Raw genomic sequence first — 20,018 nt, forward strand, 5'->3', positions numbered from 1 at the left:
TCGCGGTAGCGGGCGAGCCAGTCCGAGGCCTCGTGCAGGGGGGCCGCGTCCAGCCGGCAAGGGCGCCAGCGCGCCCGCCGCCGCTGCTCGATCAGGCCGGCGCGCTGGAGCACCTTAAGGTGCTTCGAGACCGCGGGCAGTGACATCTCGAACGGCGCCGCCAGCTCCGTGACCGAGGCCTCCCCTTGCGCCAGGCGGGCCAGGATCGCCCGCCGCGTCGGGTCGGCCAGCGCGCCAAATGTGGCGCTGAGGGTGTCGGGCTGAGCGTTCTGTGGCATACCGTTTAACCTGATGGTTAAATATTGCCCAGCTGAGAAGCCCTGTCAAGCCCCTCCGGGCTCTCCGGGGCCTCAGCGTCCCGCGCGGAGCCGTCCGTGCTCAGGCACACGGCCCGTCCGGGCCGCGACCAGCTCCACAGGTGCGTCGAACGGCGGTGCCCGAAATCGACAGAGCAGCCTGCAAAGCGATTACAACCCTGACCGTCGCCAAGCTAGGCGATAAGCCCGTGCTCGACCGCGAACAGCGTGAGGCCGGCCCTGCTGGACACGCCGGCCTTGCCGTAAATGCTTTCCAGGTGGTGCCGGGCAGTGTGGTCGCTGATAACAAGGCGTGAGGCTGTCTCGCGCAGGTTCATCCCCGAAGCCACCAGCCGCAGGACCTCCACCTCGCGGTCGGTAAGCCCCGCCGGCCACGACCGCCGCGCCGGGACGCGACCGAGGCCCGCCTCGCCGGCCAGCGCGGCGACACAGTCCGGGTCCAGGCGGCGGTCGTTGCGGAGAATGGCCAACACGTGCTCGCTGTCGCCGCCCGTGCGCTCCGCTGCCTCCGTGAACGCGCTCGCGGCTGCTACCACCCGCGCCGGCATCGAAAGCTGGCTGCCCGCCAGGCCTCGGTGGTAGCCGCGGCCGTCGATAGCCTCGTGGTGCGCGCTGGCGACGTCGCCGATCGCCCGCAGGCTCTCCGAGCGCGCAAGAATGCGCTCCGTGTAGTAGGAATGGAGGCGAACGCGCTCGAAGTCCGTCTCGCTCCATTTCGCGCCTCGCTCCAGGAGCATGCCCGGCACTGCGACGAGTCCGGCGTCGTGCGCCAGGGCCGCGCGGCGGGCGAGCGTCACCTCCTCGTCGTTCAGCCGCAGTCGCTTCGCAAGCGCCTGCGCCAGCTCGGCGGTCCGGCGGGAGTGCGTGACAGTGGCCGTGGACTTGAGGTCTACGATGTCTGCGAGGGCCAGCGCGAAGTCATCCAACGCCGAGTCCTCGACATAACGCGCGGGCGGCGGTTCGAGGTCCAGGACAGAGGCCCATGACTCCTGATCCTGGAGAGCCTCCCAGAACCTGGCGTCTCCGCACAGCTCCACGGCCGCCGCTGCCACTACCGGGTCGAAGGACTTGCCCTTGCGGGCTGTGGCCGCCTCCTTCGCCGCGGCCACGCCGCGCTCCGAGACGAAGACCTCCACGATCATGCCCACATTCACGATGCGGGCCGGCAGGGGGATGTCCTCCCCCTTGAGCCTGTGCGGCCCCTTGCCGTTCCAGAGCTCGCAGATGTGGTACAGCGCCGCTTGTGTGGGCTCGGACATGCCCAGGCGCGCGGCGACCGCCGAACCGACTTCCGAGCAGCCCTGGTCGATGTCCTCGAAGGCCTTCTCTCCCCTGGCCAGCAGTTGCAGCATTCGCAGCCCGCGCGAGGGCATCGGGTGTCCCTTCGCCACATTGCGCCGCATCCAGCCAAAGAGCTGGCCGAAATTGTCCGGGTCGCACAGGCAGAAGTCCTTCTGCGCCGACAGTTCGTCGCTGGCAATGAAGGCCGCGAAGTCCGCCGCGCCGGCAGTGCAGCCCGCATGCACGAGGAGGGAGGTGAAGTATACGTCTGGTAGCTGGCCGGCCGGGACGCCTAGCCGCGCGGCCAGGGCCATCGCTACGCGCGTCGTGCGCAGCACGTGGCCCATCGGCTGGCCGCGGCCGAGGTCGCCGGCGAAGGACAGGGAACCGAGGAGTTCTGCCAGCCGGATCCTGTCGCTCACGGGGTCCGCGCCGCCTCTGAAGATAGGATCAACGTCCCATGCCGCCGATCTATAGCAGCGATAGCCTCCTGGTGACAACAACCACGGGAGGATTTCGACGTGATTCGCATCGAGTTGAGCACCCAGATCAGCCGGCCCAGGGACGAGGTCTTTGAATTCCTGACGGACGTCGGCAAACTGCCGAAATGGCAGACCGGCGTCGTGCAGTCCAAGGCAGTCAGCGAAGGCGCCATGCGCGTGGGCTACCAGTTCGAGGAAACGGCAAAGGTCGCCTTCTGGAAGCTGCACACCGTCTGCGCGGTCACCGACATCAAGGCCAACGAACGCTTCGCCTTCACGGCCAAGTCGAACGGCCCAATCGACTACCATGGCCAGTTCGACCTCCAGCCGGTGGCGGGCGGGACCCGCCTCTCGGTCACGGGGTCGGTGAACCTGAAGGGCCTCTGGAAGCTCCTCCAGCCCGTCCTCGCGGGTGACCTCCGCAAGGAGACGCGGGCAGAGCTGGAGACGATCCGCCGCCTGCTGGAGGCCGGCGCGCCGGCGCCCAACGGTCGGGAGACGGGCGAGTCGCGGGCCTGACGGAAGAGCCTGATGTTTACGGTTGGATAGCCGCAGTCGCAGCGACAGACAACGACTACGTCATCGACCTGCGGTCTGCACAGACCGGCCCGGGCCTTCGTCAGCGAGAAGCCTTTCGAGCAACCTGCGTCCTCGGGTGTGAGCGGACGGCGTTCGAGGATGTGGCCTGGCGCCATGGGGCGGTTCCAGGGGCCCCTGGGCGAGGCTTACCTTAGAATGACGGCGCGTCCCTCAGGAGGTAGCCGTGCCCGTCGACTTCGAGCGCCGCGGACAGATCGCGGTCATCACCCTGAACCGGCCCGAGAAGCTCAACGCGCTCGATACAGACATGATGCTGCGTCTGGGCGAGATCTGGGAGGAGTTCCGGGACGATGACGGCCTGCACGTGGCGATCGTCACCGGGGCCGGCGAGCGGGCGTTCTGTAGCGGCCGCGACCTCGCCGCCGGCGCGCCCGGCTCTCCCGAACACTATCGCGCCGCGAAGGCGCGCGGCGAGGAAGTACTGCCTCCCGGCTCCGAGTTCACGCCGAAGGACATCTGGAAGCCGATAATCGCTGCTATCAACGGCCATTGCCTCGCCGCTGGCTTTGCCCTGGCCCTGGCCTGCGATATCCGCATCGCCGCTACCCACGCCACCATCGGCACCTCGGCGGCCAAGCGGGGCCTCCTCGCCGGCGGCGGCCAGATCCAGCGCCTGGCCCGCTATGTGCCCTTCGGCCGGGCGCTCGAGATGCTCCTCGTCTCGGACGCCATCGACGCGGAGACCGCGTACCAGATCGGCCTCGTGAACCGCGTGGTCCCTCTGCCGGAGCTCATGCCGGCCGCGATCGCCCTCGCCGAGCGCATCTGCGAGAACGCGCCCCTGGCGGTGCAGGCGACGAAAGAGGTCGCCTACCGTGGCGTCTTCGATATGCAGTTCGAGGAGGCGATGAAGCTGGAGGCGGAGTACTACAACAAGATGCTCGAGACGGAAGACGTCCTGGAAGGCGCGCGCGCCTTCCAGGAGCGCCGCAAGCCCGAGTTCAAGGGCAGGTAAGGTGAGCATGAGTCTGCGGCCGCTCCGCCCCGAAGACGCGGACGCCTGCGTTGCCGTCATCCGCACGCTGCCGGACTTCTTCGGGTACGAGCCCGGGGTCGAGCAAGCGGCGATGGACCTGCGGAAGCAGGCGGGATGGGTGGCGGAGGCGGACGGAGCCGTCGTGGGGTTCGCGACCTGGGCGCCGCGCACGGAGGCGACGGCGGAGATCACGTGGATGGCGGTCGAGGGCGGGAGGCGGCGTCAAGGTATCGGGACCGCGGTCCTCGAACGCCTTATTGGGGACCTCGAGGCGCGCGGCTTCAGGCTCGCTCTGGCCATGACCTCCGCCGGCCCCAAGCCGCCGGACGCAGCGCGGGACACCTACGGGCCAACCCGCGCCTTCTGGAGGGCGCGAGGCTTCTATCCGCTCATCGAGCTGGACATATGGGAGACGGACTTCGCGCTTCTCCAGGTGCGGCCGCTGACCGGAGCCTGAGGGGACAGGAGGAGAGATGGAACGCGGACAGGGAAAGGGCCGGCTCGAAGGCATGGTGGCCGTCGTCACAGGCGCGGGGTCGAGCGGGCCTGGCATCGGCAACGGACGCGCCACCGCCGTCCTCTTCGCCCGCGAAGGCGCGAAGGTCGCCCTGGTGGACAACCACCTCGAGCGCGCCGGGGAGACGCTCGACCTGATCGCGAAGGAGCGTGGCGGCACGGCCGATGACGTCGCCTTCGCGGTCGAAGCCGACGTCACCATCGACGCGGACTGCAAGCGCGTAGTCGAAGAGACCATCTCGCGCTTCGGCCGCCTCGATATCCTCGACAACAACGTCGGCATCGGCATGGGCAACGTCAGCGTCGTCGACGTCACCGAGGAGATGTGGGACTGGGTGATGACGGTGAACGTGAAGAGCATGGTGCTCATGTCCAAGCACGCCATCCCGGCGATGCGCGCCAGCGGCGGCGGCGCGATCATCAACATCTCCTCCCTCTCGGCCCTGCGGCCGCGAGGCCTCACGCCCTATTCGACCTCGAAGGGGGCGGTGATTGCGCTGACGAAGGCCATGGCCGTCGACCACGCGAAGGACAACATCCGCGTGAACTGCATCGCGCCGGGGCCGGTGTACACGCCGATGGTGGCGCGCAACATGACGCCGGAGTTGCGCGAGCTGCGGGCGAAGACCGCGCCGCTCGCCTTCGAGGGCAACGCCTGGGACATCGCCTGGGCGGCCGTCTACTTCGCGAGCCAGGAGTCGCGCTGGGTGACGGGGCAGGTGCTCACGGTGGACGGCGGCCTGAGCCTGGTGGCGCCGGCGCGCTGACGGCCTTAAGAGCTTAGGCCTACCGTTGGCTGGCCCCGTAAAGTTATCGCTGCGGGCGCGACGATGTCAGCAGGCAGTGGACGGCGGAGTAGGCCGAGTTCAACGTAGCGCAGTCGTGTTCAGCTCCAGACGACCACGGCGCGATGTATAGCATCTAGGTGTCGTCTCATGAGACTGTTAACTTCGGCATTGAAGGCGTCAACTTCACCACCGGTTACAGTCAAGACCTGGCCGCTCTCCATTCGCTGCCGTGCGACATATTTGCAGAATGCTTCCGCCATTAGTTCGGCTAGCATCAGGCTGCCATGAGAGGTTTCCATGCCTTCTCCGCCGGAGCGTAGATACCGCTTTGTGGCCGGGAAGTCGACGTATACGTTGATTGTGCCGTCCATGAGACTAACTCGCTGCGTCGGATTCACCGTCTCGTCGAAGACAATGTCCCTGAAGACTCCACGCCGGCTTCCTTGGAGATGGGTTCGCTTGGTTGGGCGAACCTTCTGGCTCACTCTCAGTTCTGCGAAATCCGTTGCTGGCCCCAACTCGACTTCGATAACACCGTAGTCTCCATAGTTGGAGCCTTGAGCTTCAAATGTGCCGTAGAATAGGCCCTCGTACTTTGGATGCGTTCGAAGCTCAATCTCGGGCGTTGATAACTGAACTCCTTTGCAGTCAGCGAGTGATATCCAGCAGACTGGTCCGTGTTTGTCCAGTAGCACCTGGCTTGCATATACTGTGAACGTCCTCGGGAGGCCTGGCTCAGTGTTTGCGACCGCTGGCCTGACTGCCAGCGTCTCAACATGTAGGGCCCGATTAATTGCCCAAGCTGGGAGATCTTCTAACTCCTGCTCGGCAAGCTCATTCAACAACTTGCATAATTCTTGTACTTTGGTTCTGTAGCGCTCCCTTGTGTCTATCCGTCGTTCACCCTGCAATTCGCGGCGTTTGGCCTCGACCAACTCACGAAGAATCGCGCTTAATTCCCGCTCCAACCGCTGGCAAAGATGATGTCGCCAGTCAAGTCCGTTACGATTCGGGTTTAGAATCCCGAACTCTTTCATTCGTAGCAATTGCGCGATACCAGGACAGTCTACTGTACCGAAGAAATACTGAGCAGCGTCTTCACCTTCGTAACCGAAGAGACGGTTATCTAAGTTCGTGCCTTCCGTTTTGACGACAAGTCCCGCCAGCGATCCCGGATCGCTGGGCTTAAAATAGAGACGCTCCTTGCTCTCGTAGACTTTTATCGAGACCTCGCCAAGGCCATCCAAGTGCTTCGTTAAATCAACCCTTAGGTTTCCCTCCAAGGGGGAGAATGCCAGATCCTTGGACCTTGCCGTGGCCCCATCCTCCAATCTCAGTCTCACTGTTCGGTCGGGTCTGGACAGTATGTCTCGGAGGGCAAAGTGAGTTGAGATCTGTCTTTCCAAGGTGTCAAACGCGGGGCACTTGACCTTGTCGGAAAGCACCTCGATAGAGACGGTCGTCCCGGTCGCGGCCCCTGTAAACTGTTCAATAGCCACTTCTCGACATCTCGGCCGGCCCTCTTCCACGAAGATGTCAACAATACTCTCGCGTCCGCCGCGTGTTGTGCGGATCCTACCCCGTCCGAGTGCCACTATTGCTTCCTTCAGCCCCCGCCCAAACAAGCCGCGAACGCTTTGGCCCTGGAGTATCCCACTTGTGGACGCTGCGAACTTGATAGCGTCGTGAAGTTTCGACCAATCCATGCCCTCTGCTTCGTCCGATACCTCCAAGAACCTGCATATACCTCCCTTTTCGCGGCGGATCGTCAGCGAAATTCGACCTGATCCGGGTTGCCCATTCTCCTCGAGGCGCCGATAGCTGTCATCGCTGTTTGTCATGAGTTCCACGACGGCATCCAGCAAGCCCTTAATTGTTCCCTGGGCGAGCTGAGAAACAATTTGCGGGTCGATAGGGAGGTCGTAGGTCTGGAGATCGCTCATTTCGAATCCCTAGGAACGTATCAAGAGGTTCGCGCACGCGGCTATGAATTGCTTGACTTGCTCGTCGTTGTAGGCTGATGCTGCCTCCTCGTAGGCACGGAGGTTCTGCCGAAGCACACGGCGCGGGGTCTCAAGGGTTGCGCCGAAGAGCACACGCAGTTCCATTTGAGTCGGTTTAAATTGGGACGGGTCCGATTTGAAGCTTTGGAAGGCTGCTGAGGCCCGTATGCTCCTCAGCAGGGCCTCGTGCCGCTCCCTTATGTGCCTGGTGTTTGAGGCAGGCGGCGGAGTTGACTCTGCACCGTTCGCCAACTCCCTTCGCGTCCGGTCTGCGGCCCTTTTCCCAGCCGGCGTTAGGACAAAGCCTTGCTTTACGTTTCCTGCCAGCCATCCTTTATCGGTACGGCATCGGAGCCAGGCCTTGTTGACGCGCGCAGAGTCTGGCCATTCGGGGTAGCGCTTTAGCCCGAAGGCCTCAGGAAACCTTGAGAAGCATTCGAATACCAGCCGCTCAAACGTACACTCCTCTCCCTTGCTGATGACCTCATCAGCGCAGAATATGACTAGGTCATCGATTGGAGCCCTGATGCTTTGACCCGGCACCTTACCGCAATTAGCCCTAACGACTGTCTGGCTCGCCCAGATTGTACCCCTCTGCTGGGCATGATCGCTACGCAGAACTCTGGGCAAGCCGGGAAACACCCGTACAGATGATCGTCGTCATCGGGGCGGGCGTGGTCGGCCTGGCCGTCGCCATGGAGCTGGCGGCGCGCGACCAGGTCATCGTGCTCGAGCGCAACCACGCCATCGGCCTGGAGACCAGTTCGCACAACAGCGGCGTCATCCACTCGGGCATCTACTACCCGACCGGCAGCCTCAAGCACCGCCTCTGCCTCGAAGGCAACCGCCTGCTCTACGAGTGGGCGCAGTCGCACTCGGTGCGGACGAAGCGCACGGGCAAGATCATGGTCGCGACCGCCGAGGACGAAATCGAAGCGCTCGAGGGCGTGCTCAGGCAGGCGCAGGCGAACGAAGTGCCGGGCGTACGGCGGCTCTCCGTCGCGGAGGCCTGCGAGCTCGAGCCGTCGCTCCGTTGTGTCGCCGCCCTCTTCTCCGAGACCTCGGGCGTCGTTGACCAGGCCGGCCTCATGCGATCCCTCGCCTCGGAGCTGCAGTCGCGTGGCGGCATCGTCGCGCTGAACCACGAGGTCGTGGCCGCCGAGCGCCGAGGCGCCGGCTTCTCGCTCGCCGTCCGCGACGCCGACGGCACGGGCAGCAAGTTCGAGTGCGACCTCCTGGTGAATAGCGCCGGCCTGGCGGCGGACAGGGTGGCAGCAATGCTGGGCTACGACCTCGACGGCACGGAGACTACGCCCCGCCTGCGCCAGGGCCTGAACAAGGGCCGCTACTATGACATCGTGACGCCGGAGAAGGCGCGCGGGCTGCGCCACCTCATTTACCCCGTGCCGCAGCACCGGCAGGGAGGCCTGGGCGTACACCTCACGCTCGACATCGACGGCGGCGCCCATCTGGGGCCGGACACGGAGTGGCTGCCCGACGGCTGCGCCCTCGACTACCGCGCCGACGACCTCCGCCGCGATGCCTTCCTCGAGGCCGCCCGCCGCTTCCTGCCCTCGCTCGAGCGCGATGACATCGCGCCCGGCCAGGTGGGTTACCGGCCGAAGCTGCAGCGCCCGGGCGAGGACATGGCCGACTTCCTCATCTGGCACGACCGCGGTTACGTGCACCTCGGCGGCATCGAGTCGCCCGGGCTCACCTCGAGCCTGGCCATCGCCCGCCACGTGGCAGGACTCCTCTGAAGTGGCGCCATGAAAGGATGCAAGGGCGGAGCAGGCTGCGCGCAGGCAGCGCTCATGAAACGATGTAAGGGCGCCGGACGCCGCACCCTTACGAAGCCCCGGCGGCCCCGAGGGTTAGTTCGCCCGAGATGGCGCGGCGTCTGCCCGATCCCGGAATCCAGGGCCCAGAGTCTAACGGCCAACCTGCCATGCTGATGCCGCAGGTCTTCCTGCCCGCCGGTACCTGGAACCTGCGCGCCGGCCAGACGCCGGAGGCCGTGCTCGAGACGGCGCGGCGCGCCGAGGCGGCGGGCATCGATGGCGTCTTCGCCGGCGACCACATCTCCTTTCATGGCCTCGGCAACGACGGCCTCATGAACCTGGCGCCCATTGCCGCCGTCACCAGCCGGCTTCTCCTGCGCACAAGCGTCTACCTGCTGCCGCTCCGCCATCCGCTGGAGGTGGCGCTCCAGTGCGCCATGCTCGACCACCTATCGGGCGGGCGCTTCAGCCTCGGCGTCGGCGTTGGCGGCGAGGACCCGCGCGAGTTCGAGGCCATGGGGATCGACCCGAGGCGCCGCGGCCGCCGCATGGACGAGGCGCTGCACCTGCTGCAGCGCCTGTGGACGGAGGACTCGGTCTCCTACCACGGCCGCCACTTTCGCCTGGAGGATGTCGGCCTGGAGCCGAAGCCTGCCTTTGGCGTGCGCGTGTTCATCGGCGGCCGCTCTGACGCCGCCTTGCGCCGGGCTGGGCGCTACGGCGACGGCTGGACGGGCCTCTGGGTGTCGGTCCGGCGCTTCATCGAGGCGAAGGAGAAGATCGCCGAGGCCGCCATGGCCGCCGGGCGCGACCCCGCGGACATCGAGCTCGGGCTGCAGGTCTGGGTCGGCGTGAACGAGGAGCCGGACGTGGCGCGGGCGCTGCTAGGCTCGCGCATGGAAGACTTCTACCGTCAACCCTTCGAGTCGTTCGAGCGCTACGCCCCCTATGGCCCGGCGGCGGCGGTCGCCGAGTCCCTGGCGCCCTACGTCGAGGCCGGGGCGCGGCACCTGCACCTCATCCCCGGCGACACCGATCCGTCGGCCGTCCTCGAGGCGGCCGTGGCGGTGCGAGACGCGCTCAGGGACATCGTGGCCGGGAGTTGAGCCGTCCTGCTCGCCGGATGGCTGACCGAATCCTCGCGGCTGGCGCCTGCCCTAGCCCTCGCCGGACTGCGCGCCGGCGCTGCCGGCCGCGACGGCCTCGCGGGCCTTGCGGGCGAGCCGCTTCGACTCCTGGCCCATGGCGCTCAGGCGCTCCATGAGCTGCTCGCGGCGCGACTCGAGGGCGCGAATCTGCACCTCGACGGTCTCCAGGGCCTCGCCGCGCAGCTTCTTCGCGCGCTCCGCCAGGTCCTCCAGCGCGCCCTCGACCTCCGAGACCGCCTTCTGCACCTCCTTGCGCGCGCGCCGCATCGGCCCGGCGCGCTTGCGGCGCAGGAGGCGGGAGGCGACGAGAACGGCGAGAACGAGTCCACCGACGACGATGATGTAACGCATAGCTTTAGTCCTCCGTGGCGGGCTGATGAGGTCCGAAACAGCCCCAGCGGGTGGGCATCTGTGACTAGTTTACGCTTCGCGGCGCCCGGTCAGACATGAGCCGATCCGCCCCTCCGAGGGCAGCTGGTCCCCGCAAGCGCCTGCAGGCCCTCAGAACTCGCGCTCGAGGATGAAGGCCGTGAGCTCGTCGAACATGAAGCGGGCGGAGGGAGGGATGGCAGTCTGCGCCAGGGCGGCCATGGCCTTCGCCCGGTGGTCCTCGGCCAGGCCCTGGGCGAAATAGCGCGCGTTCCAGCGCTGGAGCACGTCGAGCACGTCGTCGATGTCGCTCTCTTCGATCTCCGGCTTCGAGTAGGCGTTGCGGAGGATGTCGCGGTCGGGCCCCACGACCTGCTGGAAGGCGTGCACGACAGGCAACGACTTCTTGCGCTTGGCGATGTCGGCGCCGACCGGCTTGCCGGTAGCCGTGCCTTCGCCCCAGATGCCGAGGATGTCGTCCCGGATCTGGAAGGCCAGGCCCAACTCGCGGCCGAAGCGAGCGAGCTTCTCGGCCTCGCCGCTGCCCGCGCCGGCCATGATGGCGCCTGTCGCGAGCGCGGCGGCGAAGAGGGCGCCGGTCTTGCGTGAGATCATCGCCGTGTACTCGGCGAGGCTGACGTCGCCGCGCTGCTCGAACGTGAGGTCCATGTGCTGGCCTTCGATCATCTCGTTGCAGGCCAGCGCCACCGTCCTGCGAGCCTCCCGGACGCGCTCGGGCGGCGCCCCGCGGTCCGCCGCCATCTCCAGGGTCCGGTAGGCGAGCGTCCACAGCGCCATGCCGGCCATCACAGCGGCCCTGCGGCCGTAGACCTTCCAAACGGTCGGGCGGTGGTGGCGCAGCTCGTCTCCGTCCTCGATGTCGTCGTGGACCAGCGAGAAGTTGTGCAGGAGCTCGATGCCAACGGCTACCGGTAGCGCCTCAGCCGCGGAGCCACCGAGGGTCTCGGCAGCGAAGAGGCACAGGGAGGGCCGGATGCATTTGCCCAGCATCGGCCGGCCGGCGTCTGTCCAGCCGAGCTGGTAACGCACCATCTCGTACAGCGGTGAGGGCCCGGAGGGCACGACCCGCGCGACCTCGTTCTCGACTTCTGCCCGGTAGCGACTGAGGAAGTCGGGCGCATCCACGGGGTGATCCTACGCCGGGAGGGCTTTCAGTCAAAGGAGGTGACAGGGGCGGATGGACAGAATAGAACATATGTACTACTCTGCGCTGCGCAGAGGAGGTCTCATGAAACTTCTGGAGGATATGACCGCAGCGGAAGCCGCGGCAGGGGCCGGCCTCGGCGCCTGGAACGCCTGGCACTTCGGCGCCAGCGCCCGCAGCGCCGGGCGCACTGCCAGGCGGGCGGCGGCCCTGACGCTGGCCCTCCTGAACGCCGCCCTCGCCGGCGAGGCCGTCTTCTACCTTGCCTTCCTCGCCCAGCCGGACAGCGGCCCGGGCCTGGCCACCGTCTGCGTGCGCAGCCTCTCGCTGGCGGCCGTCGCCGCGGTTACGGCGCTGGTGCTGCGGGCGGGGAAGTCCGCGAGGAGGGCGCCGTGACGGCGCTGGAGGCCGCGGCCCGCGCCGGCGATTGGGACCGGCTGGCCCGCTGCCTGCTGGTCGGGCTGCTGCGGGCGGTCGAGAAGATTCCCGGCGATTCCCTCAGCGAGCTCCTCGACTTGCTGGCCGGCGACGAGGGCAAGGGAGACGCGGATGCAGGCTGAGGCGCCCGAGGCCAGGACGTCGCTCTACGCGGACGCCCTGAGCGAAGCGGAGCAGGCAGCGTACTTCGCCGCGCTCGATGTCCCGGGCCTCGACCAGGAGATCGCCGTGCTGCGCGCCAAGCTCAGGACCCAGCTCAAGGAAAACAACCTCCGTGGCGTCTTGAGGCTGGTGGACGGGTTGGCGAAGGCCCTTGTAGCGCGCCTGAAGCTTGCCCCCGGCTCGGAAGAGCAACTCCTGCGGGCGGTGCGGGCGCTCCTTGCGGAGACGGCGGCTCTGGAGGAGCAACGTGGCGACGGAAGTTAGCGAACGCGAGGATGGCCCGCGCACGCGGCCGCGCAGCCGCCGCACCGCCGAGGAGGCGGCCTTCCGCGCCTCCGTCGAGGAGCGGCTGCGCAACCTGGAGGCCGAGATCGGCGAAGTCAAGCTCCGCCTTAACGGCCTGCTGTTTTTCATCGCCAGCACCGTGATCGGCCAGGTGCTGATTGGAGTCATCGGATGACGCCAGCCCTCGAGACCAGCGGGCCGCCGCGGCTCCGCCCATACCAGCGCGAGGCGGCGGGTGCGATCCTGCGCGCCGCCCTGCGCCGCGAGGGCGGCCCGGTCTCGGTGCAGATCGCCCGCCAGGGTGGCAAGAACGAGCTGTCGGCCCAGGTGGAGGTGCAGCTCCTCACCCGCAGCGCACACGTGGCGCGCTCGATCGTGAAGTGCGCGCCGACTTTCCGGCCGCAAGCGCTGATCAGCCTGGAGCGGGCGCGGCGGCGCTTCCGTGACAGCGGCCTGGGCCCGTGGACCAGCGTCGAGGGCGGCAACACCCTACGGCTCGGCCTCGCTCGCGTCGTCTTCCTTTCGGCGGCGCCGGAGAGCAAAGTCGTCGGCCACACCGCGGACCTCCTGCTCGAGGTCGACGAGGCGCAGGACGTCGAGGAGGAGAAGTTCGAGAAGGAGTTCCGGCCGATGGCCGCGAGCACGGGCGCGCCCTCGGTCTTCTACGGGACGCCTTGGGACGACTTCTGCCTCCTCGAGCGGGCCAAGCAACACTGTCTCGAGCTCGAGCGCCGCGACGGTGTCCGACGGCACTTCGAGTTCGACTGGCAGGTCGTGGGCAGCTACAACCCCGCTTATGCGGACTTTGCCCGCGAGCAGATGGCCTACCTGGGCGCGGCCCACCCCCTGTTCCTCACGCAATACTGCCTGCAGCCTCTCCCCGGCGCTGGCCGGCTGTTGTCGGCTACGCAGCTCTCGCTCCTGAGGGGCAGCCACGCCTGGCTCGACGCGCCCCTGCCCGGCGACGTCTACGTCGCCGGGCTCGACCTCGGCGGCGAGGCGGCGCCGGACAGCCCTGCCGGGTCGCGGCACGACTCGACCGCCCTCACGCTCGCCCGGCTGCTTCCTGCGGGGAGCGGCGTGCCCTTCGTGCAGTCGCAGCTCGAAGTGGTCCGCGTCTACACCTGGACCGGCGAGGCGCACGCCTCGCTACATGGCGCCCTGGCGTCTCTCCTGGGCCAGACGTGGCGCGTCTCGAAGGTGGTAGTCGACGCGACGGGGCTGGGGGAGCCGGTGGCCGCTTACCTGAAGGCGGCCCTGGGGTCGCGGGTGGAGGCGCGCAAGCTCAGCGCCCAGGCGAAGTCCGCCCTGGGCTTCGAGCTTCTGGCGGCAGTGAATGGCGGGCGGCTGCGCCTCCCGGGCTCCGGCCCGCCTGAGCTGGCGGAGTTGCACCGACAGCTTTCGCTCTGCCGCGCCGTCTATCGCGCGAACAAGACGATGAACTTCTACGTCGACGAGCGCGACGGCCACGACGACGCCGTGGTCAGCCTGGCGCTCGCCGTGGCCGCGGCCGCGGACGCCGGGCCGAGGCGCGCCGTCGGCCGCGCTGCCGAAGACTGAGAGAGGAGGTTGGCGATGCCAGCGCAGTCTCCATCCAGGGAGGGTCGGCCCTTGAGCGGCCGCCGTTACGCCGGCCAGGGCTGCGGCCAGGGCAACGAGGCGCCGTTCGAGCCCCTGGCCTCAGTCTTCGAGGCGCCGCCGCGGGCGCCGCGGCGCGACGGGCTCCCGGAGCACACGCACTACGCCGACACCGGCTGCGACCTGCACCCCTCGTGCCTCAGCTGCCCCCTGGCGCGCTGCCGCTACGACGAGCCGGGCGGAGCGCGCGCCATCGCCGGCCGCGACCGGGACGAGGCGATCCTGCGGGCGCGGCGCCAGGAGGGCGTCACGGTCGAGGTCCTCGCCCGCCGCTTCGGTGTCTCCAGGCGCACGGTCTTCCGCGTCCTGGCCCGGGCGCGCGAGGAGGTGCGGTAATGGTGACCGTCGCCTCCCCGGGCATCGTCGAGCGCATCGCGCGCATGGACGGGGCGCGCCTCCGCGCCTACCGCGAGAACCTGGCCTTTTATCGCGGCGAGCAGTGGCAGGGGCAGCCGCGCCGCCGGGACAGGCGGCTCGTCTTCAACTATGCCCGCGCCATCGTCCACAAGACGGCCTCCTATCTCATGTCCGGGCTCTCCTTCGCCGTCGACCCGCTGGAGCCGACAGCGACCGAGGAGGAGCGCGCGCGCCGGGCCGAGCAGGCCCTGGCGGCCGTGTACGCCGACAACAACCTCGCGCAGCTGGACTTCGACAGCGAGATCGACACTTCCGTACTCGGCGACGGCGCCTTCAAGGTCACCTGGGACGCCATCGGCCGGCGCGTGCGCGTGACCGCGCCGGACGTCCAGGGCCTCTTCGCCTGGTGGGCCGGCGATGACTTCTCCCGCCTCCTGCGGGTAGCCAGCCGCTACCAGCTCGGCGACGAAGAGGCGCGCCTGCTCTACGGCCCGGGCGTCGTCGAGCGCGCGGCCGGCGGCCGCGCGCTGGCGGGGGCGCGCACGCACACCGTGGTCGAGGTGTGGACGGACGATGGCTTCGAGCTGTGGCTTGATGGAGGTCTGCTCGACGCGAAGGCGAACCCCTACGGCTTCATCCCGTTCGTCATCTACCCGAACGTCCGCGAGCCGAAGGAGTTCTGGGGCCTCAGCGACATGGAGGCGGTCCGCGAGCCCGTGCGGGAGTTGAACAGGGCCCTTTCGCAGCTGTCGCTCATCCTCGAGCTTTCCGGCAACCCGGTGGCGGTGCTGGAGAACGTGCACGAGGCGCAGGACATCGCCGTGCGTCCTGGCGCCGTCTGGGAGCTCCCCGAGCGAGCCAAAGCCTACTTGCTCGACCTTCTCCAGGGAGGTGGCGTGCGGCTCCACGTCGACTACGTGGACCTGGTGTACCGCACCCTGCACGACCTGGCGGAGACGCCTCGGACCTCCTTCGGCGACAACGGCCGCGGCCTCTCCGGCGTGGCGCTGAATATAGAGCTGGACCCGCTGCTGAAGAAGGTGCAGCGCAAGCGCCTGATCCGCGAGGCGGCCTTCAAGCGCCGCAACGAAATGATCTTGCGGCTGCTGGAGCGCTACACGGGGGAGCGCTTCGCGCCCTACCGCTCGCGCGTGGTCTGGGGCTCGCTCCTGCCTGCCGACCGCAGCCGCACCGTCGCGGACGAGGCGCGCCTGGTGGCCGCCGGCATCCACTCTCGCCGCCGCGCCGCCGCCGAGGTGGGAGTCGACGACCCCGAGGACGAATTCCGCCGCTGGCTGGAAGAGGAGGCGCACATGAGGTCCCCGGCGGCCGGCCCTCCCGGCCCTGAGAGATAGGACATCTCACGCCGAGACGGTGGCGCCCGCCCGGCCCGCGGTCAGGCCCGGCCGCCAGTTCTCCCCGGCCCGTCCTGGGCGCCTGGTATTGGCCACTCGAATCTGGGCATACGCCCGGATTTGACACGCCAAATACACAACCTTATCGTCGAGTCCATGCCAGACGCAGAAGCGGCAGCCGTCCGCCCGCACCGACGCCGCCCGCGGCAGGGACCGGTCACTCGCCGTCAGATACTCGATAGCTCCCTGAGGCTCTTCTCCGACCGCGGCTACGCCCGCACCAGCGTCCGCGACATTGCCCAGGCCGTGGGGATCACGGACGCGGCGATCTACTACCACTTCGCCTCCAAGCGCGACCTCCTGCGGGCCCTGTTCGAGGAGCGCGGCATCATTGCCGCCCTCATGGACCTGGAGGCCCTGGAGCCTTCCCCGGACCCGACCGAGCAGCTCCAAAGCGTGAGCCTGCAGGCGCTGCGAGTGCTAGCGCGCAACCGCGACTTCATCAAGGTGCTGTTGGTGGAAGCGCTCTCGGAGACCGAGGTTGGCGAAGCGGTCGAAGAGTGGCGGGCCGCGGTCAGCCGCTGGTCAGGCGCGATCCTGCGCATCCTCACCATCTACAGCAAGCGCGGCACGATCAAAGACCTGGACCTCGAGATCGCCGCCGAGGAAATAGTCGACTGCGTCCTCGGCGCCTACCTGGACGCGCTCCTGCCCGGCAGCCGCGACGTCCTCGCCGACGGCGAGCCGAGCGAGCGGATCAAGCGCCAGGTGGCGGTGGCCGTGGCGAACGCCGTCCGGCGCCTGTACTGCTAGGCCAGCGCCCGGTCGAAAAACTCCTTCGAAGCCCGTAGCATCGCCGGCGTCACCCTGTGTCCGGCGGCGAACCAGCGCTGGGCCTTCGGCTCACCAAGCGCGTCGAAGAGCCTGCGCGCGTCTCCGGCCGGGACGGTCTCGTCGTGCTTGCCGTTGAGGAGGAGCACCTCCCGGCCGGCGGTCAGGGGGGCGAGCGCCATCAGGTCGAGGTTGGCGGCGACGAACCGCTCGACGCCGGGGTCGACCTCAGGCCAGGCCCGTCGCGACCGCGCGCCGGCGAGGCACAGGCAGGCGGCGCGCACCCTGCTGTCGGCGGCGAGCAGCATTACGCCCACTGAGCCGCCCATGCTCACGCCCCAGTACCCGATGCGGCCGGGGTCGATGCCTGCCTCGCACTGCAGGAGGTCGATGGCTCGCCGCAGGTCGATGGCGTTCTGGAGCCGCAGACGGATGTACTCGAAGAAGGAGCGGCGCGGCGCCTGGGCGCCGCCGGCGCGCTCGCCGTGGCCTGGCGCGTCGATCGCCAGGCAGGTCAGGCCGGCAGCGGACCAGCGGCGCAGGAGCATGCGAATGAGGGGGTGGTCCTTGCTCTCGCCGCCGCCGTGCTGCAGTAGGATCGCGGCGCCGCCGGGCGCCCCGAGCGCGAGCAACGCCGGCACGCGCTCGCCGTTGGCGCTGCGGTAGGAGAGCCGCGCCAGGCCGTCCTCGCCGGGCGGGTCTACGCGCTCGACTGCCAGCGGCGCCTCGAAGTCGTAGCCGAGGAGAAATCGCTGGGCATCGTTCACGAGTAGGTCCTGGGATTGAAGTGTAGGCCGCCCAATTCTGGCCTGCTCGAGGGTGCGGCCCCTGCCGAACATTAAGAGAGACGATGCACCGGCTCCTCCTTCGCCGCCGGCTTTCGATCCGCGCCGTCGTGGGGCTCGGCCTTGCGCTGATCATGGTCGCGACGGCCACCCTTGTCTACAACACGCTCACGGCCGTCGAGCGCAGCCATTCGACCCAGGAGAAGCTAGTCCTGAGCGCGAACCAGAGCGTTGTCCTCGAGGACGTGCGGGCCGAGTATCTCTCCGCCTGGCTCCTCCTCGTCTCCTCCGACGGCACACTTGACGAACGCTTCCTGCAGCGCTTCGAGCAGGCAAGGGACCGCGTCGACTGGGCCTTCGCCGTGCTCCGGGAGAACGCTCGCCTCCTGGGGCCCGAGGAAGAGGCGCGCATCGACGAGCTTTCACGGCAGCACCAGGAGCTGCGGCGGGAGTGGACGCCGATCTTCACCATGTTCCTCGAGGGCAAGGCATCGGAAGCCAAAGACCATATCACGGACGAGATGGTCAGCCGCAGCGACGACTTCGTGGACGCCCTCGCCGCGGAGGTGATGCGCCACCGGCTCGCCTTCAACCTCGCCATCGGAGACTATCGCGACTCGCGCGACATCTGGCAGGCGTCTGCGCTGACCGTGGGTGGGCTTTGGATGGTGCTCCTGTTGAGCACCGCCTACCTGTCGCACCGCTGGATATTGAGGCCTCTCGGAGACGTGGCGCGCTCGGCGCGCCTCATTGCCGCCGGAGAGTTGCACTCGGTCGCGCCCGTAGAGGGGCCCGCGGAGATCGCCGGCCTGGCGGGCGACGTCAACCTCATGGCCCGCAGCCTGATCAACCGCTCACGGGAGCTCAACGAGTACCTTGCCCAGGGCCTCGAGGCCCGGACACGCGAACTGGAGGCCGCTAACGCCGCCCTGAGGACGAGCGAGGCGCGTCTGAATGCGGTCGTAGAGAACGCACCCGTCATCCTCTTTGCCCTCGACAAGGAAGGCGTGGTTACTTTCGCCGCCGGCGCCGGTCTGGCTCTTACCGGGCTCACGCCGGACCGCGCCATCGGCCTTTCGGTGCAGCGCCTCTACGCGAACGACCACGCGGCCCTTGATGCGTTCCGGCGGGCTTTCACCGGTGAGACCGTGCGTGTGCACATCCGATATCCTCGCTTCTGCTTCGAGACCCACCTCGCGCCGCTGAAGGACGGCGAAGGTGACGTCGTGGGGGTGATCGGCGTCGCCATGGACGTGACGGCGCGGATGACGATGGAGGAGGCCCTGCGCCGGAGCGAGGAGCGATACCGCGAGCTCTTCGAAAACGCGAACGACCTCGTCTTCACGCACGCGGTCGACGGAGGCTTCACGTCGGCGAACAAGGCCGCCCTTGACCTCTTCGGTTACAGCGAGGAAGAGATCCTGAGCATGAGGATGGAGGACTTGCTCAGCCCTGACATGTTGGAGCGTGCCCAGACCAACCTCGCCCTGAAGCTGGAAGGGGCCCAGGACCGCACCACCTATGAGATCGAGGTCCGCACGAAGACGGGCGACGTGATCCCTTTGGAGGTCAGCAGCCGTCTCGTTTTCGAAGACGGCAAGCCGGTCGCTATACAAGGTATCGCGCGGGACATCCGCGAGCGCCGGCGTGTCGAGGACGCGCTGCGCCGGCATGCGCTCGACCTCGAGGCGCTGAACCAGCAGCTCGCAGCCGCCCATGCCGACCTTGCCGCCTCGAAGCGCCAGATCGAGGAGAAGTCCCGGCAGCTGGAGCAAGCCCTGACGCTGGCGCGCGCTCAGGCGCGGATCGACGGCCTCACGGGCGCCCTGAACCACGGCGCCATCGTCGAAGAGCTTCGCGGCCTCGTGGAGCGTGCTGAATCTCGCGCCGCCGTGGTCATGCTCGACATCGACGGCATGAAGGCCGCCAACGACCTCTACGGCCACCCGTTCGGCGATGAGATGCTGCGCGCCGTCAAGGCCGCCCTCGACAGAGACGGCGCGATCGTCGGCCGCTACGGCGGTGATGAGTTCGTCGCCATTCTCGATGGCGCGGGGGCGGCGGAAGCGGACGCTTACCGTACGGCGGTCTTGCGCGCCATCCACCGCGCCGGCCTGCGCGACCCCCATTCCGGCGCGGAGGTACCCATAGTCGTCAGCGTAGGCTTCTGCCTCTATCCCGACGAGGCCCAGCGGATCGAAGACCTCATAGCGCTCGCCGATACGGCGATGTATGCGCACAAGCGGGAACGCCCGGCGCACGCGGTCAATGCGGGAGCTCGCCGCCTTGGCGGGGAGCCGGCAACGCGCGTGCTGGGCGAGATCGTGCCAGTGCTCACCGGTGGCGGCGACATGAGCGCGCGGCTTGCCCTGGTCGCCGAAAAGCTGGCGACCGAGTTCTCATGGACCACCGTCGAGGTCCTGCTCAACCCATCTCGCAGACGGGGTGCGGAGGTGTTCGCCACCTATCCGCGCATCCAGGACGAGACCCTTGCGCGCGGCTTCATCGCCCGCCGGCTGGCCGGAGACAAGATGCGGCGCATGCTCGCGGCCACCAGGCGCGTCCTCATCATCGACGACCCCCAGAGCGACGAGCGGCTGACGCAAGACCAGAGGGACGTAAGCCGCTTCCTCGGCATCAGGTCTGCCGCAGTAGCGCCGCTCTTCTGGGAGGGCCGCCTCGTCGGCTCGATCACCGCCGGCAGCGAGCGACCACGTGCTTTCGGCGCCGCTGACGCTCAG

General features: G+C 68.0%; 21 protein-coding genes. 15 read left to right on the top strand and 6 right to left on the bottom strand.

The annotated features are described in order from the left end of the window. Both VNN10_13695 and VNN10_13700 read right to left on the bottom strand, forming a co-directional pair. Positions 1-278, bottom strand: a 278-nt coding sequence (locus VNN10_13695; protein HXH23072.1) for a metalloregulator ArsR/SmtB family transcription factor, incomplete at its 3' end; no start/stop codon positions are given. A gap of 212 nt (positions 279-490) precedes the next feature. Then, positions 491-2,020 (bottom strand): HD domain-containing phosphohydrolase, encoded by a 1,530-nt coding sequence (locus VNN10_13700; protein ID HXH23073.1) that lies wholly within the window; start codon positions 2,018-2,020, stop codon positions 491-493. Between the two features lie 99 nt (positions 2,021-2,119). On the opposite strand from VNN10_13700, the gene VNN10_13705 reads away from it, so the two are divergent. From VNN10_13705 to VNN10_13720, 4 genes are all read left to right on the top strand, one after another. Then, entirely contained in the window at positions 2,120-2,599 is a 480-nt protein-coding gene (locus VNN10_13705; protein ID HXH23074.1) for an SRPBCC family protein, read from the top strand. Positions 2,600-2,843: 244 nt separating this feature from the next. Next, a complete protein-coding gene (locus VNN10_13710; protein HXH23075.1) occupies positions 2,844-3,635 on the top strand; it encodes an enoyl-CoA hydratase-related protein in 792 nt (263 codons plus the stop codon). 7 nt (positions 3,636-3,642) lie between these two features. After that, the gene (locus tag VNN10_13715; protein ID HXH23076.1) at positions 3,643-4,113 is read left to right on the top strand and encodes a GNAT family N-acetyltransferase; all 471 of its coding nucleotides are present in this window, start codon (positions 3,643-3,645) and stop codon (positions 4,111-4,113) included. 16 nt (positions 4,114-4,129) lie between these two features. Continuing rightward, positions 4,130-4,939: an SDR family oxidoreductase gene (locus VNN10_13720; GenBank protein HXH23077.1), complete on the top strand. Its 810-nt coding sequence runs from the start codon at positions 4,130-4,132 to the stop codon at positions 4,937-4,939. Positions 4,940-5,058: 119 nt separating this feature from the next. On the opposite strand, the gene VNN10_13725 is transcribed toward VNN10_13720, so the two are convergent. Next, positions 5,059-6,903: a hypothetical protein gene (locus VNN10_13725; protein HXH23078.1), complete on the bottom strand. Its 1,845-nt coding sequence runs from the start codon at positions 6,901-6,903 to the stop codon at positions 5,059-5,061. Between the two features lie 710 nt (positions 6,904-7,613). Here VNN10_13725 and VNN10_13730 point away from each other — a divergent pair. Next, on the top strand, positions 7,614-8,723 hold the full coding sequence (locus tag VNN10_13730) for an NAD(P)/FAD-dependent oxidoreductase (protein ID HXH23079.1): 1,110 nt from the start codon (positions 7,614-7,616) through the stop codon (positions 8,721-8,723). A 194-nt stretch (positions 8,724-8,917) separates the two neighbouring features. Then, positions 8,918-9,850, top strand: a complete 933-nt coding sequence (locus tag VNN10_13735; GenBank protein ID HXH23080.1) for an LLM class flavin-dependent oxidoreductase — start codon at positions 8,918-8,920, stop codon at positions 9,848-9,850. 51 nt (positions 9,851-9,901) lie between these two features. Here the strand turns inward: VNN10_13735 and VNN10_13740 are convergent, their stop codons facing one another. Next, a complete protein-coding gene (locus VNN10_13740) occupies positions 9,902-10,243 on the bottom strand; it encodes a hypothetical protein (protein HXH23081.1) in 342 nt (113 codons plus the stop codon). A gap of 150 nt (positions 10,244-10,393) precedes the next feature. Next, entirely contained in the window at positions 10,394-11,407 is a 1,014-nt protein-coding gene (locus VNN10_13745; GenBank protein HXH23082.1) for a polyprenyl synthetase family protein, read from the bottom strand. Positions 11,408-11,510: 103 nt separating this feature from the next. On the opposite strand from VNN10_13745, the gene VNN10_13750 reads away from it, so the two are divergent. The 8 genes from VNN10_13750 (at position 11,511) to VNN10_13785 (ending at position 16,474) form a co-directional block, all read left to right on the top strand. Further along, positions 11,511-11,822: a hypothetical protein gene (locus VNN10_13750; protein HXH23083.1), complete on the top strand. Its 312-nt coding sequence runs from the start codon at positions 11,511-11,513 to the stop codon at positions 11,820-11,822. After that, on the top strand, positions 11,819-11,986 hold the full coding sequence (locus VNN10_13755) for a hypothetical protein (protein ID HXH23084.1): 168 nt from the start codon (positions 11,819-11,821) through the stop codon (positions 11,984-11,986). The genes VNN10_13750 and VNN10_13755 overlap by 4 nt, the downstream gene beginning before the upstream one ends. After that, the gene (locus VNN10_13760) at positions 11,976-12,290 is read left to right on the top strand and encodes a hypothetical protein (protein ID HXH23085.1); all 315 of its coding nucleotides are present in this window, start codon (positions 11,976-11,978) and stop codon (positions 12,288-12,290) included. Before VNN10_13755 ends, VNN10_13760 begins: the two co-directional genes overlap by 11 nt. Next, positions 12,274-12,486 carry a hypothetical protein gene (locus tag VNN10_13765; protein ID HXH23086.1) on the top strand — a complete coding sequence of 71 codons (213 nt, stop codon included), beginning with the start codon at positions 12,274-12,276 and terminating at the stop codon, positions 12,484-12,486. The genes VNN10_13760 and VNN10_13765 overlap by 17 nt, the downstream gene beginning before the upstream one ends. Then, the gene (locus VNN10_13770; protein HXH23087.1) at positions 12,483-13,871 is read left to right on the top strand and encodes a hypothetical protein; all 1,389 of its coding nucleotides are present in this window, start codon (positions 12,483-12,485) and stop codon (positions 13,869-13,871) included. The genes VNN10_13765 and VNN10_13770 overlap by 4 nt, the downstream gene beginning before the upstream one ends. 51 nt (positions 13,872-13,922) lie before the next feature. Continuing rightward, the gene (locus tag VNN10_13775; GenBank protein ID HXH23088.1) at positions 13,923-14,285 is read left to right on the top strand and encodes a helix-turn-helix domain-containing protein; all 363 of its coding nucleotides are present in this window, start codon (positions 13,923-13,925) and stop codon (positions 14,283-14,285) included. After that, positions 14,285-15,661 carry a phage portal protein gene (locus VNN10_13780; GenBank protein HXH23089.1) on the top strand — a complete coding sequence of 459 codons (1,377 nt, stop codon included), beginning with the start codon at positions 14,285-14,287 and terminating at the stop codon, positions 15,659-15,661. The genes VNN10_13775 and VNN10_13780 overlap by 1 nt, the downstream gene beginning before the upstream one ends. A 156-nt stretch (positions 15,662-15,817) precedes the next feature. Continuing rightward, a complete protein-coding gene (locus VNN10_13785; GenBank protein ID HXH23090.1) occupies positions 15,818-16,474 on the top strand; it encodes a TetR family transcriptional regulator in 657 nt (218 codons plus the stop codon). On the opposite strand, the gene VNN10_13790 is transcribed toward VNN10_13785, so the two are convergent. Continuing rightward, entirely contained in the window at positions 16,471-17,259 is a 789-nt protein-coding gene (locus VNN10_13790; GenBank protein HXH23091.1) for an alpha/beta fold hydrolase, read from the bottom strand. The genes VNN10_13785 and VNN10_13790 overlap by 4 nt on opposite strands. A gap of 83 nt (positions 17,260-17,342) precedes the next feature. Here VNN10_13790 and VNN10_13795 point away from each other — a divergent pair. Continuing rightward, a partial coding sequence (locus tag VNN10_13795) for a PAS domain S-box protein (GenBank protein HXH23092.1) occupies positions 17,343-20,018 on the top strand: 2,676 nt, incomplete at its 3' end.

Source organism: Dehalococcoidia bacterium, from assembly GCA_035574915.1.
Taxonomy (GTDB): Bacteria; Chloroflexota; Dehalococcoidia; order DSTF01; family WHTK01; genus DATLYJ01.

Coding starts and splice junctions, on each gene's coding strand:
- VNN10_13715 (HXH23076.1), top strand. CDS start 3,643: ATGAGTCTGCGGCCGCTCCGCCCCGAAGACGCGGACGCCTGCGTTGCC.
- VNN10_13720 (HXH23077.1), top strand. CDS start 4,130: ATGGAACGCGGACAGGGAAAGGGCCGGCTCGAAGGCATGGTGGCCGTC.
- VNN10_13725 (HXH23078.1), bottom strand. CDS start 6,903: ATGAGCGATCTCCAGACCTACGACCTCCCTATCGACCCGCAAATTGTT.
- VNN10_13730 (HXH23079.1), top strand. CDS start 7,614: ATGATCGTCGTCATCGGGGCGGGCGTGGTCGGCCTGGCCGTCGCCATG.
- VNN10_13735 (HXH23080.1), top strand. CDS start 8,918: ATGCCGCAGGTCTTCCTGCCCGCCGGTACCTGGAACCTGCGCGCCGGC.
- VNN10_13740 (HXH23081.1), bottom strand. CDS start 10,243: ATGCGTTACATCATCGTCGTCGGTGGACTCGTTCTCGCCGTTCTCGTC.
- VNN10_13750 (HXH23083.1), top strand. CDS start 11,511: ATGAAACTTCTGGAGGATATGACCGCAGCGGAAGCCGCGGCAGGGGCC.
- VNN10_13760 (HXH23085.1), top strand. CDS start 11,976: ATGCAGGCTGAGGCGCCCGAGGCCAGGACGTCGCTCTACGCGGACGCC.
- VNN10_13770 (HXH23087.1), top strand. CDS start 12,483: ATGACGCCAGCCCTCGAGACCAGCGGGCCGCCGCGGCTCCGCCCATAC.
- VNN10_13780 (HXH23089.1), top strand. CDS start 14,285: ATGGTGACCGTCGCCTCCCCGGGCATCGTCGAGCGCATCGCGCGCATG.
- VNN10_13785 (HXH23090.1), top strand. CDS start 15,818: ATGCCAGACGCAGAAGCGGCAGCCGTCCGCCCGCACCGACGCCGCCCG.